At 66.3% G+C, this 14,140-nt stretch carries 13 protein-coding genes (1 of these 13 running past the window's edge); 4 read left to right on the top strand and 9 right to left on the bottom strand.

What is annotated here, in order from left to right; genetic code table 11:
• The 3 genes in view from folB to EI73_RS07185 are tightly spaced (at most 39 nt apart) and all read left to right on the top strand, a layout consistent with a single transcriptional unit that may run on beyond the window.
• Positions 1-196 carry the 3' portion of a dihydroneopterin aldolase gene (gene folB / locus EI73_RS07195; RefSeq protein WP_034385524.1) on the top strand. Its footprint begins 164 nt before the window's first position, so 196 of the gene's 360 nt are visible here — the last part of the coding sequence; the start codon falls outside the window, past its left edge; it ends in the stop codon at positions 194-196.
• On the top strand, positions 193-684 hold the full coding sequence (folK, locus tag EI73_RS07190) for a 2-amino-4-hydroxy-6-hydroxymethyldihydropteridine diphosphokinase (protein WP_034385522.1): 492 nt from the start codon (positions 193-195) through the stop codon (positions 682-684). Before folB ends, folK begins: the two co-directional genes overlap by 4 nt.
• 39 nt (positions 685-723) lie before the next feature.
• On the top strand, positions 724-1,191 hold the full coding sequence (locus EI73_RS07185; protein ID WP_034385521.1) for a hypothetical protein: 468 nt from the start codon (positions 724-726) through the stop codon (positions 1,189-1,191).
• 5 nt (positions 1,192-1,196) lie between these two features.
• Here EI73_RS07185 and EI73_RS07180 read toward each other — a convergent pair whose 3' ends face one another.
• Both EI73_RS07180 and pnp read right to left on the bottom strand, forming a co-directional pair.
• Positions 1,197-1,511, bottom strand: coding sequence for a hypothetical protein (locus tag EI73_RS07180; protein WP_034385520.1), 315 nt, complete (start codon positions 1,509-1,511; stop codon positions 1,197-1,199).
• A gap of 92 nt (positions 1,512-1,603) precedes the next feature.
• The gene (gene pnp / locus EI73_RS07175; protein ID WP_034387887.1) at positions 1,604-3,769 is read right to left on the bottom strand and encodes a polyribonucleotide nucleotidyltransferase; all 2,166 of its coding nucleotides are present in this window, start codon (positions 3,767-3,769) and stop codon (positions 1,604-1,606) included.
• Positions 3,770-3,916: 147 nt separating this feature from the next.
• Here pnp and EI73_RS07170 point away from each other — a divergent pair, with 147 nt between their 5' ends.
• Positions 3,917-5,992 (top strand): molybdopterin oxidoreductase family protein, encoded by a 2,076-nt coding sequence (locus EI73_RS07170; RefSeq protein ID WP_034385518.1) that lies wholly within the window; start codon positions 3,917-3,919, stop codon positions 5,990-5,992.
• Here the strand turns inward: EI73_RS07170 and EI73_RS07165 are convergent.
• The 7 genes from EI73_RS07165 to EI73_RS07135 form a co-directional block, all read right to left on the bottom strand.
• Complete coding sequence (locus EI73_RS07165) at positions 5,989-6,354, bottom strand: ArsC/Spx/MgsR family protein (RefSeq protein ID WP_197050750.1); 366 nt, start codon at positions 6,352-6,354, stop codon at positions 5,989-5,991. The genes EI73_RS07170 and EI73_RS07165 overlap by 4 nt on opposite strands.
• A gap of 74 nt (positions 6,355-6,428) precedes the next feature.
• Positions 6,429-7,424: a Holliday junction branch migration DNA helicase RuvB gene (gene ruvB, locus EI73_RS07160; protein WP_034385515.1), complete on the bottom strand. Its 996-nt coding sequence runs from the start codon at positions 7,422-7,424 to the stop codon at positions 6,429-6,431.
• Positions 7,425-7,481: 57 nt separating this feature from the next.
• Complete coding sequence (locus EI73_RS07155; protein WP_034385514.1) at positions 7,482-8,156, bottom strand: SCO family protein; 675 nt, start codon at positions 8,154-8,156, stop codon at positions 7,482-7,484.
• 135 nt (positions 8,157-8,291) lie between these two features.
• Positions 8,292-10,751, bottom strand: a complete 2,460-nt coding sequence (locus EI73_RS07150; RefSeq protein ID WP_034385512.1) for a cbb3-type cytochrome c oxidase subunit I — start codon at positions 10,749-10,751, stop codon at positions 8,292-8,294.
• Positions 10,748-11,962, bottom strand: coding sequence for a cytochrome c oxidase subunit II (gene coxB / locus EI73_RS07145; RefSeq protein ID WP_369699456.1), 1,215 nt, complete (start codon positions 11,960-11,962; stop codon positions 10,748-10,750). Before coxB ends, EI73_RS07150 begins: the two co-directional genes overlap by 4 nt.
• 198 nt (positions 11,963-12,160) lie before the next feature.
• On the bottom strand, positions 12,161-13,096 hold the full coding sequence (locus tag EI73_RS07140) for a heme o synthase (RefSeq protein WP_197050749.1): 936 nt from the start codon (positions 13,094-13,096) through the stop codon (positions 12,161-12,163).
• Positions 13,093-14,076, bottom strand: coding sequence for a COX15/CtaA family protein (locus tag EI73_RS07135; protein ID WP_034385509.1), 984 nt, complete (start codon positions 14,074-14,076; stop codon positions 13,093-13,095). Before EI73_RS07135 ends, EI73_RS07140 begins: the two co-directional genes overlap by 4 nt.
• Between the last annotated feature and the right edge of the window lie 64 nt (positions 14,077-14,140).

The raw sequence follows: 14,140 nt of genomic DNA, 5'->3' as shown, positions 1-14,140 counted from the left end.
TGACGCTATCCGTGAGGAGGTGACCGGCGAACGGCATCAGCTGATCGAGGTGTTGGCCGACCGCATCGCTCGCCGTCTGCTGCGTGACCATCCCCGACTGGAAACTGTCACCGTGCGTGTTCATAAGCCCTTTGCGCCGCTGCCGGGCGTGTTCCGCGACGTATACGCCGAATTGACTCTGCGGCAGGGGGAATGAGCGAGGCGGCCTTTATCGCGTTGGGCGCCAACCTGGGTGAGCCCCTGGCGACGCTCCACCGCGCGCGCGAGCACCTAGCGTCATTGGGGACCCTGACCGGCACGAGTGCGCTTTACCGAACTGTGCCGGTCGGCGGTCCTCCGGGACAACCCGACTATCTCAACGCAGCTGTGCGGCTGCAGACTGAGCTTTCTCCGCAAGAGCTGCTTGCCGCGCTGCACCGCATCGAGGCGCAGGCTGGGCGCGTTCGCCGGGAGCGCTGGGCAGCGCGCACGCTCGATCTCGACCTGATTCTGTACGGGGCGCAGGTCTGCGATACCCCAGGGCTCACGCTGCCCCATCCCCGCGCCTGGGAGCGCGCTTTTGTGCTGGCCCCGCTGGCGGACCTCAGTCCCGCGCTGGTGCACCCCTTAACTGGAGAGACGGTCGCTGGAGCCCTGGCCCGCCTCGGTCTCGCCGGCGTCACACGCGAGGTTGCGGAGTGGTAGTGTCCTCTCTCCAGGCTGCTCGGGGTATCCTGGCTTGACATGAGCGAGTTGACCTCTTCCAAACGTCACGGCGGCCTGGGCCGTACCCTGCTGTGGGTCGCTATCCTGCTGAGCCTGCTGCTGCTGGGCTTCGTGACTGCGCTGACCGTACGGGCCAATCCCTACTACAGTGACCCCGCTGCGAATGGCATCAGCAAGTTCAAGTTCCTAGAAGCCTGCAAGGAAGGGCTCCACGAGGCCCAGCAGCTCACCACCCTCAAGACTGTTCTCCAGCAGGCCGGACAGCTGCAGCCCAACCAGAACCTGGTGGCCGAACTTGCCGCCGAACCGGCCGAGCGGGTGCGCAGTATCCAGACAGTCCCCGGTGGGGGTTGGACCCTGACCACACCCGCCGATATCCGCATCGCGGGACAAAGTGCCCCCTTGGGTCAGCTGCCCGTCGTCTGCACCCACGACAAGGCCCAGGGCCGCACCGACGTGCAGCTGCAACTGCCGGGCGGGCTGTAAGGCCCCTACAGCACGGCGTTCAGACCACTGAGGCACTCCTCTGCGATCGCGCGGGCGAGGGGGTCACGAGTGGAGCGGGCGTAGCTCACGCCCAGGTGCAGGTGGCGCTGCCCGGTTTCCGCTCCCACCAGCGCGAGTGTCTGGTAAAAGGCGAGGTGCGTGTGGGCCAGCAGCACGTCGCGCGTGCGCTCGGGCGGGAGGGTGCGCAGCAGGCTCAGGGCCTCTTCGTAGGCCTCGAGCGCCCGCTCCTGATCCCCCTCGACGGCCCACTCACGACCCAGTTGCAGGTGGCGGGCGGCAGTCAGGTAGGCGGGCCTCATGAACAGGATTCTAGCGTTGCAGGCCGCCTGCCTCGCCTTCCCCGCCCAAAGTGGTCAGGGGAGCGCCGTGCAGCCGGCCCGCGCTGGGTCCTTTACTCGCGCCGGGGTGGACGCGGCCCGCGGTCACCACCCCCGCGGGCGGGGCGGGGCTCGCGGGGAGCGATCTTGCCCTCAAGTTCCGGGCGGATCAGGTCGATTTTGCCACGTTCGTCGATGTTGGCGATTTTCACCCGCAGCTTGTCACCCACCTTGAGAACGTCCTCAACGGCGTTGACGCGCTCTTCGCTGAGCTGAGAGATGTGCAGCATGCCGTCTTGGCCGGGGAACAGGTTGACAAAGGCGCCAAAAGGAGCCGTCTTGACGACGGTGCCCTCGTACTCCTCGCCCACCCGCGCCTCCTTCGTGAGGCCCTCGATTTTCTGCCGCACCGCCTCGGCGGCTCCGCCGTCCGCACTGAAGACGCGGATGGTACCGTCCTCCTCGATGGTCACCTGCGCCCCCATGGCTTCGAGTTCGCGCACCTGCTTGCCCCCGGGCCCGATCACCTTGCCGATCAGTTCGGGATTGATCTTGAGGGTGAGGATGCGCGGCGCGGTCGGAGAGAGTTCGGGCCGCGGCGCGGGCAGCACCTCGGCCATCTTGCTCAGGATATGCAGCCGACCTTCGCGGGCCTGCGCGAGCGCTTCCCGCATGATCGCAGGGGTGATGCCGCCCACCTTGATGTCCATCTGGAGCGCTGTGATGCCCTGGGCGGTGCCGCAGACCTTGAAGTCCATGTCACCCAGCGCGTCTTCCAGGCCCAGGATGTCGGTCAGAATGCGGTACTTTTCGCCCTCCATCACCAGGCCCATCGCCACGCCCGCGACCGGAGCCTTGAGGGGCACACCCGCGTCCATCAGCGAGAGGGTTCCGGCACACACCGTCGCCATGCTGCTCGACCCGTTTGACTCCAGCACCTCGCCCACCACGCGGATCACGTAGGGAAAGTCCTCAAAAGCGGGCAGCACGGCGCGGATCGCCTTTTTGGCCAGGTTGCCGTGGCCCACCTCACGCCGCGACTGCCCGCCCATGCGCTTGACCTCGCCGGTCGAGTACGGCGGGAAGTTGTAGTGCAGCAGGAAGCGGTCGGAGGCCTCACCGGTCAGGTCGTCGACCAGCAGCTCATCGCGCTCGGTGCCCAGCGTGGTGATGCCCAGCACCTGCGTCTCCCCACGGGTGAAGATCGCGCTGCCGTGCGCGCGGGGCAGGGGCCGCACCTCAATCCAGATCGGGCGCACCGTCTTGGAATTGCGGCCGTCGGCGCGCAGGTCCTCTTCCAGGATCAGCCGGCGCAGTTCCTGCTTCTCTACCTTGGCAAAAGCCGCCTTGAGCGCCACGATACTCTCTTCGGCACCCTCGACCTCACCGTCCGGCAAACGCTCCTCGATCAGGCGGTCGCGCAGCGCCTTGAGGTTCGCGCTGCGTTCCTTTTTCTTCACGGTGAGCAGCGCGTCCCGCAGACCTGCCCCCCGCGCGGCCTCGGCCAGCTCCGGCACCAGGTCCGCGCTCAGGTCGCCCTCCGCCAGAACGTTGAGTTTCTCGCGGCCAACCTCCGCGCGCATCCGCTCGATCAGCTCCAGCACGCCCTGCATCTCGCGGTGCGCGAACTCGATCGCTCCCACCAGCGTCTCCTCGTCGACCTCCTGCGCGCCCGCCTCCACCATCAGCACGGCGTCCCGCGTGCCGGCGACCACCAGGTCGAGGCTGGAGCGAATCAGCTGATCGGCGGTGGGGTTGACCACGTACTCACCCCCCACCAGCCCCACGCGCACGCAGGCGGTTGGCCCCTGCCAGGGAACGTCGCTGATGCTGAGGGCGGCCGATGCCCCGATGGCCCCCAGCACATCCGGAAGATTCTGCTGGTCGGCACTCAGGACGGTGATGATCACCTGTGTCTCGTGCCGGTAGCCCTTGGGAAAGAGCGGCCGGATCTGGCGGTCAGTCAGGCGCGCGGAGAGAATCGCTCGCTCGCCGGGGCGGCCCTCGCGGCGGTGGAAGCTTCCCGGAATCTTGCCCACCGCGTAGTGGCGTTCCTCGAACTCCACGGTGAGGGGCAGAAAGTCGAGGGGGCTCGTCTCCTCGCGGGCTTGGGCGGTCACCAGGAGCAGCGTGTCACCGTAGCGCAGCGTGACGCTGCCGCTGACGAGTTTCGCCAGCCGGCCGGTCTCGATGCTCAGCTCGCGTCCGCCCAGCAGCGTGGTGTAGGTCTTGGCAATCACCAAACGATTCTAACGCGCGGGCTGGTCGAAAAATGGATGCAGAAAAGGCCGTTTCGGTGGGTGCGCAGGCCAGAACGTCCGTATGGGTTCCGCGCCTGTGTGAGTGTGGTGCTGGAGCGGGTGACGACGCGCGCGTAGACTCCCCCCATGGCCGCCTTCACCCGTGAAGTTCTCCTCACCTGCCCGCTCGACTGCCCGGATGCCTGCCGCTTAAGGGTCACCCTCAGCCGCGGTGAGGACGGCGTGGAGTGGGCCGTGAAGCTGACGGGCGACCCGAGTCATCCCTATACCAAGGGCTTTGCCTGTGCCAAGACGGTGCACTACCCAGCTCGGCAACACCACCCACAGCGGCCGCTGTACCCGTTGCGGCGGGTGAATCCCAAAACGGACCCCGAGCCCCGCTTTGAGCGCGTGACCTGGGATGAGGCTCTGGACGATATCGCGGCCCGCCTGCAAACCCTGCTGAACACCCGTGGCCCCTCGGCCATCTTGCGCTACAACTACGCGGGCACGATGGGCCTGATGGAGGGTTCACACGCTCACGCCCTGTGGCGTGCGCTGGGCACCCCAGAACTGGACGAGACGATCTGCGCGACCGCGGGTACGGCGGCCTGGGCGCTGGGCTACGGCGCCCGCTACGGCGTCGATCCCCTGGATGTGCCGCATGCTCGCCTGATCGTGCTGTGGGGCATCAACGCCCTCAGCACCCACAGCCACCTCACGCCGCAGATGACCGCTGCCCGTAAGGCGGGAGCGCGCATTCTCCACATCGATCCGTACCGCAACCGCACCAGCCAGTACGCGGATACCCACCTCAAGCTGAAGCCCGGCACCGATGCCGCTCTTGCCCTGGGTGTGATGCACGAGCTCTTCGCGCACGGCTGGACCGACGAGGCGTACATCCGGGAGGCGACGCAGGGCGTGGAGGAGCTGCGCGAGGCGGCGCAGGAGTGGACCCCCGAACGCACCGCCCAGGTCACCGGCCTGAGTGTGGAGGAGGTCCGCGACCTCGCCCACGCCATCGGCACCACCCGGCCGACCTACATCCGGGTGGGCTACGGCATGACCCGGCACGAGCACGGCGGTACCAATCTGCGCGCCGTGACCCTGATTCCGGCTCTGACCGGCGACTGGCGGTACCGGGGCGGAGGCGTGGTGCTGAGCACCAGCGGGGCCTTCCCGCTCAACCGCTCGCGGCTGGGCGGGGCACACTTGATTCGTGAGGACGTGCCGCACGTCAACATGAATGAGCTCGCCAGCGCCCTCGCTCCCGAGGCTGGCCTGGGTGCCCTGATCGTCTACAACACCAACCCGGCCGTGGTGGCGCCCGACACTCAGCGGGTACGGGCCGGGCTGGCGCGGAATGACCTGCTGCTCGTCGTGCTGGAACAGGCGATGACCGAAACGGCGCGGCTGGCGGACTACGTGCTGCCCGCCACCACCTTTATGGAACACCCCGACGTGTACACCAGCTACGGCCACCACTGGCTGGGCTACAACCCCGCCGTGTTGCCGGCACCCGGCGAGGCTCGCCCGAACAGCTGGGTGTTTCAGCAGCTTGCCCGCCGCCTAGGTGTCACCGAGCCCAGCGTGTACTGGACGGTGGACGAGCTGCTGGCCGAACTGCTGAACACCAGTCACCCGTACCTGGCGGGCATCACGCCTGAACGCCTGAAGGCGGAGGGCAGTGTGCGTCTGACGCTCCCCGATCCCTTCTTGCCCTATGCCCACGGCGCGCAGACACCCAGCGGCCGAGTGCAGCTCGCGCCCGCGCCGAGGTACCGCGAACCGCGGGCGGTGCTCAACGCCGAGTATCCCCTGCGCCTGCTGACTCCCCCGGCCCACCACTTCCTCAACAGCACCTACGGCAACCTCCCCAACCTCACCCGCGCCGAGGGAAGCGAACCGCACGTGCTGATCCACCCCGCCGACGCGGAAGCCTACGCCCTGGCCGACGGTGAATACGCCGTGATCAAAAGTGAGGTGGGGCAGGCCACCCGCCGCGTCAAGGTGACGGAGGCGGCTCAGCCCGGCGTCGCCGTCGTGGAGGGGACGTGGTGGGGCCTCAGCGCCCCGGACGGCACCAGCATCAATGCCGTCACCGCGCAGACGCTCACCGATCTGGGCGGGGGAAGCACCTTTCACAACACCCGCGTTCGGGTCGAACCGGTGTTGCCCCAGGAGGAACCCCGCCCGAGCGCCCAGCGTCTGCTGGCCCGCTAGCTTCTCGGGCCCTCCAGCATCCGCGCCCAGCCCTCCGGGTCTTCCCCCACCGTGAGCACCTTGCCGCCGCGCACCAGCGGCAGGCGCAGCAGCTCCGGCGTCTCGAGGATCCGGGCGATGAGGCCTTCCTCGGTGGTGCGGAGGTAGGCGAGGTTGCTGCGCTCGTACGCCTTGCTTCCGGTGTCCAGCAGCGCGTTGAGGCCGAACTTCTGGACAAAGCGGGCGAGTTCGCCACGGGCGATGGGCCTTTGCCCGAGGTCCACGAACTGCACCTTGACCCGCCGCTCCTTGAAAAATCTCTCGGCGGCACGGGTGGCGGCACTTTTCTTGAGGCCGAACATCTGGACTTGTGGGGCGGTCATGCGGCAAGTGTAGCGAGGGGACAGAGCCCAGCAGCCCTGGCTTTCGCGGGCGCCGCTCTCAGCCCTCACGGCCTTCAGTTCGTGTAGAGCCCCAGCCCCTCGTCTGCTTGGCCCACGGGTAGCCCGAGGTGGTCGTAGGCGTGCGCGGTGGCGACGCGCCCACGTGGGGTGCGCTTGATGAAGCCGAGCTGAATGAGGTAGGGCTCGTACACGTCCTCCAGCGTCAGGGCGTCCTCGCTGATGGCGGTGGCGAGCGTATCCACGCCGACTGGGCCGCCTGCAAAGCGGTGAATCAACGTTTCGAGGTACTTCTTGTCACGCTCGTCGAGGCCCGCTGTGTCCAGGCCCAGCCGGTCCAGGGCGTCCTGCGCGCGGGCAAGTTCGATGGTGGTCTCGCCCGCCACGTCGGCATAGTCGCGCACCCGGCGCAGCAGCCGTTTGGCAATGCGCATGGTGCCGCGCGAGCGCGCGCCGATCTCGATGGCCGCTTCCTCGCTCAGCCCGAAGCCCAGCAGGCGGGCATCGCGCAGCAGGTTGATGCCGATTTCCTCCGGCGTGTAGTACTCCAGGTGCTCGATAATCCCGAAGCGTGAGCGCATGGGCGCGGTGATCAGGCCGGGACGGGTCGTTGCGCCCACCAGAGTAAAGCGCGGCAGCGGCAGCTCGATGGTGCGGGCTGCTGGGCCCTGCCCCAGCACGATATCCAGCTTGAAATCCTCCATCGCCGGATAAAGGTGCTCTTCGGCCACTCGGCCCAACCGGTGAATCTCGTCGATAAAGAGCACGTCGCCCTCCTCCAGCGAATTGGTGAGGATGGCGGCGAGGTCCCCGGGCTTTTCGATGGCAGGTCCCGAAGTCACCCGGATATTGACGCCCAATTCGTAGGCGATGATGTGGGCCAGGGTGGTTTTGCCCAGGCCGGGCGGCCCAAAAAGCAGCGTATGATCCAGCGCCTCCCGTCGGCCTTTGGCCGCCTGAAGGTACACGCTGAGCTTCTCTTTGAGCCGCGCCTGGCCCACGTACTCCGCAAGGCTTTTGGGGCGCAGGGCGGCGTCGAGCGATTCGGTCATGGGCCTATATTACGCTATTTCCGAAATCGAGGAGGGAGGGAAGGCAGGGAGGCTGCCTCAGCGGCTGTAGAGGCGCAGCAGGGCCGGTAGGTCGTGCTCGAGAGCCCCCCCGATCACTTCGGCGTTGTTGTACACGCGCACGAAACGGCCCTGCGGGTCCACCACGCTCACCTGGTCGCCGTGGATTCGGGCGGCCACGTTGGCTCCAGCCCGAAGCTCGGTGGTCTGGGCCTCGTGGCCGTGCTGTTCTGTGTGGCCTGTATGGCTTTGCGGGGCAGGTTGCGGCTTGACGTTGGTCACAAACATAACCCGCGCCGCCTCATCGATGGTGGCAGCGTTTCCCGTCAGGCCGGTAAAGGCGGGGTCGAAGCGGTTCAGATAGTCGCGCAGCACCTTTGGGCGGTCATAGTCCGGGTCCACCGTGATCAGTTGCACCTGCACCCGCTCCCGCTGCTCCGGCCTGAGGCCCGCATAGATGTTCTTGAGGGCGGCCAGCGTTGCCGGGCAGACGTCCGGGCAGCGGACAAAGCCGTAGAACACCAGCCGCAGTTTTCCGCCTGAGTCGTTGAGGGTGGTGGCCTGTCCCCGGTCGTCCACCAGCCGGAGCGCAGGCAGCGTGACCGGTGCGTCCAGCGCCGTACCGCCGGTGGGAAGCGGGGCAAAGCTGCGGAAAAGCAGGAGACCTCCCAAAACCGCCGCCAGGGTAAGGAGCGCCGCCGTAAGCCACTTCATGGGATGCAGGCTAGGGGAGGGGAGAGGGGCGGGGTGTCCCTGGAGGCCACCAGCTTCAGCGACCGGCAACAAAGGAAGCGGGGAACGCTTTTGCACGTTCCCCGCTCTGTGACCGGGCTGGAAGCTGGCGCTTCCTCACCAGGCGTAGAAGATCGCCACGATCAGGAGCCACACCACGTCGACAAGGTGCCAGTAGAGGCTGGCCGCCGTGAGCGAGCCGTGATTGTACTTGTCCATCTTGCCGGTTAGGGCCTGGTAGTACGGCAGGGCGATGCCGGTCCCGCCAATCAGGATGTGCAGGCCGTGCAGGCCGACGATGATAAAGAAGCACGACTGCCAGAGGTTCTGTTTCCAGTCGCTCTCGGTGCCAAACAGCGCAAACTCGTAGACCTGGAAGATCATAAAGAGTGCGCCCAGCAGCAGCGTGATAAAGAGGCCCAGCCGGAACCAGGTGTAGCGGCCGTGGTGATGATCCTGCTCGGCCTTGTGGACCACGAAGGAGGAACTCACCAGGATGAGCGTATTCAGCGCGGCCAGCCAGATGGAGGGGCGCAGCGCGGGCGGCTCGGCAGCCCCGATAAGGCGCAGGTACACGTATCCAGCGATCAGCACCCCAAAGAGCCCGACTTCGGAAATGATGAACCAGGCCATTCCCATAAAGCCGTTGTCATACTTCGTGAGGTGATGGTGCTCGACCGGCACCGCGTATTCACGGGTGCCCGCCCACTTGAAGAGAGCGTACAGGAAGAGGGGAATGCTGAGGTACAGCAAGACCGTCGCGATCTGGAAATTCAGACCAGCTTCCCCAAAGGGGCGCAGGCCACCTGCCGGCGTGTAGTTGGTAAACCAGCCGAACGAGAGCCCGTAGCCCATCAGCAGCAGCGAGAGGGCGGTCATGAAGGGCCAGATGGAGTCGACCGGCAGGTGAATGCTCTTCGGATCGAGGGGGATCAACCGCTCGCCGTTCTTCTCCCAGTCGTAGAGGGGCCGCTCCGTCGGGAAAGTGCGGGGGAACTCGTGGGCGAAGTTGTAGGGCGCCGGGGGCGAGGCGGCCGTCCATTCCAGGGTGAAGCCGCCCCAGGGGTTGGGCCCGGCAGTGATGGGCCGCCGCAGGCTCTGGAGCATGTTGTAGACCCAGACAATGCCGCCCGCCAGCAGCGTCAGGGCACCCAGCGTCGAGATGAAGTTCAGCTCGGTCCAGCCAAAGTTGCCCGCCGGGTAGGTGTAGTAGCGGCGGGGCATCCCCAGCAGACCCAGGATGTACTGCGGCAGGAACGTCATCCACGAGCCCACCATGATGAGCCAGAAGTGCCACAGCCCCAGCTTCTCATCCAAGAAGCGCCCGGTCATCTTGGGCCACCAGTAGGCGATGCCTCCAAAGGCCAAGAACGCCGTGCCAAACATCATCACGTTGTGGAAGTGCGCCACCACGTAGTAGGACATGGTGACCTGGTAGTCAAAGGGAATCATGCCCAGCGAGACGCCGGTAATGCCGCCCACCAGGAAGTTGAAGATAAAGCCCACCAACCAGTAGGTCGGTGTTTTCATCAGAATGCGCCCGCCCCACAGGGTCCCGATCAGGTTAAAGATCTTGACGCCGGTGGGGACGGCCACGAGCAGCGTAGCGATGGCAAAGGCGATCTGCCAGGACTCGGGCAGCCCGACCGCAAACATATGGTGGGCCCACACCAGCAGCGAAACCAGCACGATGCCCAGCAGCGAGTACACCATCACCCGGTAGCCGAACAGCGGCTTGCGCGCCATCGTCGAGGCGATCTCCGCACCGATCCCCAGGTAGGGCAGCAGCATCACGTACACAGCGGGGTGCGAATAGAACCAGAAAAACTGCTGCATCAGGATGGGCGTGCCGCCGATGCCGGGGTTGAACATCGAAAGGCCCAGCTTGATTTCCAGGTACGTGACGAGCGCGGCGGCAGTCAGGCCGCCCAGACTCACCAGCTGAAGGAGGCTGGTCGCGAAAATCGACCAGGCAAAGATCGGCATCTTCCACAGGCTCATGCCGGGCGTTCGCAGGTTGATCACGGTGGCCGCGAAGTTCGCACTGCCCAGCAGAGACCCGATCCCGTTGAGGATCACCGCGACCATAAACACGCTCACGCCGGTTTGGTTGGCGTCCACCGAGAGCGGGTAGTAGAAGGTCCAGCCGACGCCCGGCAGCCCCCCATTCCACAGACCCGCCAGCAGCAGGATGAGGCTGAAGACAAACAGCCACACCGCAAAGGTGTTTACGCGCGGCAAGGCCACGTCACGCACGCCAAGTTGCAGCGGAAGGAAGAAGTTCCCGAACCCAAACAGCCCAATCGGGATCAGGAAGAAAAAGATCATGATGCCGGCATGCGCTGTAAGCACCTGGTTATAGGTGTTCCCCACCAGCAGTGTGAGGTCGGGCAGCGCCAATTGCAGGCGAAGGGCGACCGCCAAAAGGCCAGCCAGGCCAAAGGCGAAAATGGACGTCATGATGTACAGCAGGCCGATCTTTTTGTGATCGGTGGTCATCATGTAGTCCTTGATGACCTCCCACGCTCCCCGTTGGGTGGTCACAGCGGTGGGCGGCGGAGCAGGGTGAACTGTCACGGGTTGCCTCCTTGCGCAAGAGTTTCAGTGTCCACGACCGGCACACCACGCCAGTAGTCGGCTTCCTCAGGCAGGCGCAGGCTCCGCAGGTAGGCGGCGATATCGGCGATTTCCTGCGGGGTCAGCCGCCCGCCCTGCTGGACCTTCCCGTTCACGGTGTACGTGCTGCCGTCGTAGGGGGGCATCAGGCTGCCGGGCTTGAGGCGGGGGCTGTTGGCGATCCAGGGAATGAGGAGCTCCCGAGCGCGTTCACCCTCCCACATCCCTGCACCCAGCGTGCGGCGCGTGCCGAAGAAGCTCAGGTCGGGACCCGCCGCACCCGCCGCCGGTGTGCCCTGCACGCGGTGGCAGGCCGAGCAGGCCAGGGCACCCGTCGCGGGCTTGCCCTGCATAAAGAGGTTGTACCCACGCTCCTCGGCACTGCCGGGGGCCGGGGTCGGCGCGCGGTAGGCTCGGGCCGCCGCCAAAAAGGACTCGTACCGGTCAGGCGGCAGCGCAATCACCTTGTAACGCATGTTGGCGTGGCTGGCGCCACACAGCACGTTGCAGTTGCCCTGGTAGACGCCCGGACGGCTGGTGTCGATGGTCCAGGTTTTCTGGGTGCCCGGGGTCGCGTCGCGCTGCCCGCCCAGGTTGGGTGCCCAGAACGCGTGGATGACGTCGCCGCTCGTGATGGTCAGGGCGACTCGCCTTCCCGTGGGCATCACCATCTCGTTGCCGTTCGTCACGTTGCCGCCTGCCGCTGCAGGCGCGCCCGGATAGCCGAAGTTCCACCAGAACTGCTTGCCCAGCACGTCGATCTTTTCGGCATTGGCGGGCACGGGGTTGAGGCGAGCCATCGAGCGCACCGTGAGCACGCTCAGCAGCATCACGATGAGCACGGGCACCACCACCAGGACCGTTTCCAGCCGGTTGTTGCCGTGGAACTGCTGCGGGGCGGCATCGTTATGCTCCTCACGGAAGCGGCGGACAGTGTAGAACAGCGCCCAAGATACCCCTACAAAAATGATGATCGAGAGGGCGATGGCCGGGATGCTCATCCACAGAATCTCGCGGTTGTACGCGGACGCCATGTCGCCGAAGGTCAGCAGCTGCTGAGACTGACAGCCGGTCAGCAGCGTCGCCCCCATACCCAGCAGGCCCGCCTGTGCCAGTCCACGCGGGAGCCTCTTTCGGGGTCCGCGCCAGTGACGGCTATGGTTGGTGTTCAACTTCACTCCTTTCTTTGCCTCCCAGTCTAAAGCGTTGCCTGGAGTTTTGCGCCCCCCAGCGCCGCCCTGCTGCGCGCGTCTTCACGTGCGTTCGACCGATCGGTCAGGCATCTTTAGCATGAGAGCAGATGGGGTGCCGGGCAAGTGTCCTCATCTGCTTTTGGGGAGCGGCTCGGTTTTGGCGGCGGGCAAGGGCCCTCACGCCAGCAGCGCCCGGTCCACGGCTCCAGCCACAAACAGCAGCGCGAGGTAGAGCATGGAGTAGAGGTAGAGCGGCACCGCGACCCGCCGCTCGACCTGCCGCCCGGCCATCACGTGGCGGTAGAGTGCCCACGACCGCTGAAGCAGGGGCCAGCCCAGCGCGAGGGCCGACAGAAAGTAGAGCCAGCTGACCTCTCCCAGAAACACCGGCATCACCGACAGCACCACCGTGTAGATGGCATAGAGGCCGATCTGCGCGACGGTCAGCCGGTCACCGTGCACGACGGGCAGCATGGGAACTCCGACCTCGCGGTACTCCTCCTTGATCATCAGGGCAAGCGCCCAGAAGTGCACCGGTGTCCAGAAGAAGATGATCGCAAAGAGGAACCAGGCGAAGAGGTTGAGGTTGCCGGTGACCGCCGCCCAGCCCACAAGCGGCGGGAAGCATCCGGCAGCGCCTCCCAGCACGATGTTGTGCCAGGTGGTGCGCTTGAGCCACAGGGTGTACACGACCACATAGGTGAGGAAGCCTGCCAGGCTCATCCAGGCGGCGAGCGGCGTGGCCCACACCCACAGCAGCACAAAGGACAGGACCTGCAGGGCCGTTCCGAAAAGAGCTGCGTCACGGGTGGAGATCAGGCCGCTGGAGGTCGGGCGCGCCGCTGTGCGCTTCATCTTCAGGTCGATGTCGCGGTCGATGATCATGTTAAAGACGCCCGCCGACCCGGCCGACATGTAGCCCGCCAACGACACCACGACAAGAAGCCACAGCCCTGGCCAGCCGCGGGCCGCCATAAACATCGCCGTGACGGTGGTCCACAGCAGCAGGCTGATGACTTTGGGCTTGGTCAGGGCCAGGTAGTCGCGCCAGGTGGCCCGCTCGGGGTACGCCGGGCTGGGGGCGCTCGGCGGCGTCATGCGGTCCACGGTCATGCGGCTCCTCCCGTTCGGAGGGCGGTATGACCGCGGCGCAGCGCCGTGAGGGCTTCATAGCTGAGCAGCACCGCCACGAGCCACATAATGCACGCCAGCAGCAGGTGGGTGAGCTGCATCCACGCCGGGGCCTTGAGGGCCACATTCACAAAGCCCGCCAGCATCTGCACGCCAATCACGCCAACCAGCGCCGGGCCCCAGCGGTGCACACCGGGAGACGGCCGCAGGCGGCGCAGCACCCCCACCATCCAGATCAGGTACACGCTGGTCAGGACCGCCAGCAGGGGGTGAATGACGCGCAGGTTCTCGATCAGGGTCGCTGTAGCGCCGAAGTCGCGCCGCACCGTGTCCAGCGGCGTGCCCGGAGCCGGAGCGAACAGCAGGTCGCCCAACGCCGTGACGGCGCCTGCCATGCCCAGCAGCAGGGTTAGCCCCAGGCCCAGCACGATCAGGCCCAGCACGCGCCCCTGCCTCCGCAGCCGCAGCACCGGGCGCCCCGAGGCCCACAGCGCCGTGAGGAGCAGCGCGCCGAGCAGCAGGAAGGTATTGGCCAGATGTACGCCCTGCACCAAGCCGCGGGCCGGGTCGGTCGAATCGGCGGTCAGACCCAGCAGGACCTGAACGCCGCCCACCAGACCTTCGGCCAGGATCAGCAGAAAGCTCAGAACCGCGCCCAGGCGTGCCGCGTGGCCCCTCGGGGTGGTGAGAAAAGCCAGGGCGATCAGCGCGAGCGCCAGCAGGCCACTTGCCCCGCTGGTCAGGCGGTGGCTGAACTCGATGACCGTGTGGAGCTGCGGGCTTTGCGGGACCACCACACCGTTACACAGCGGCCAGTGGTCGCCGCACCCCGCCCCAGCGCCGGTGATTCGCACCACGGCTCCCCACAGGATCACCAGCACGTTGTACGCAAGGGCCCCCCAGGCCAGCCGGGGCAGCCAGCTCCCCGCTGAGGAGCGGGGCACCGTCCAGACACTCCTCATACGGATTCCGTTCGCTTCCCTGACCTCCGCGCCGGATATCCAGGGTTCCACGTCAACCGTTTCA

This window comes from Deinococcus sp. YIM 77859 (assembly GCF_000745175.1).
GTDB lineage: Bacteria > Deinococcota > Deinococci > Deinococcales > Deinococcaceae > Deinococcus.
Note: the sequence above shows the minus strand (reverse complement) of the source record. Positions and strands in the feature narration are given on the sequence as shown.

Excerpts from the sequence above, each read along its gene's own strand:
- folK (WP_034385522.1), top strand. The coding sequence starts at position 193 with ATGAGCGAGGCGGCCTTTATCGCGTTGGGCGCCAACCTGGGTGAGCCC.
- EI73_RS07185 (WP_034385521.1), top strand. The coding sequence starts at position 724 with ATGAGCGAGTTGACCTCTTCCAAACGTCACGGCGGCCTGGGCCGTACC.
- EI73_RS07180 (WP_034385520.1), bottom strand. The coding sequence starts at position 1,511 with ATGAGGCCCGCCTACCTGACTGCCGCCCGCCACCTGCAACTGGGTCGT.
- EI73_RS07170 (WP_034385518.1), top strand. The coding sequence starts at position 3,917 with ATGGCCGCCTTCACCCGTGAAGTTCTCCTCACCTGCCCGCTCGACTGC.
- EI73_RS07165 (WP_197050750.1), bottom strand. The coding sequence starts at position 6,354 with ATGACCGCCCCACAAGTCCAGATGTTCGGCCTCAAGAAAAGTGCCGCC.
- ruvB (WP_034385515.1), bottom strand. The coding sequence starts at position 7,424 with ATGACCGAATCGCTCGACGCCGCCCTGCGCCCCAAAAGCCTTGCGGAG.
- EI73_RS07155 (WP_034385514.1), bottom strand. The coding sequence starts at position 8,156 with ATGAAGTGGCTTACGGCGGCGCTCCTTACCCTGGCGGCGGTTTTGGGA.
- EI73_RS07140 (WP_197050749.1), bottom strand. The coding sequence starts at position 13,096 with ATGACCGTGGACCGCATGACGCCGCCGAGCGCCCCCAGCCCGGCGTAC.
- EI73_RS07135 (WP_034385509.1), bottom strand. The coding sequence starts at position 14,076 with ATGAGGAGTGTCTGGACGGTGCCCCGCTCCTCAGCGGGGAGCTGGCTG.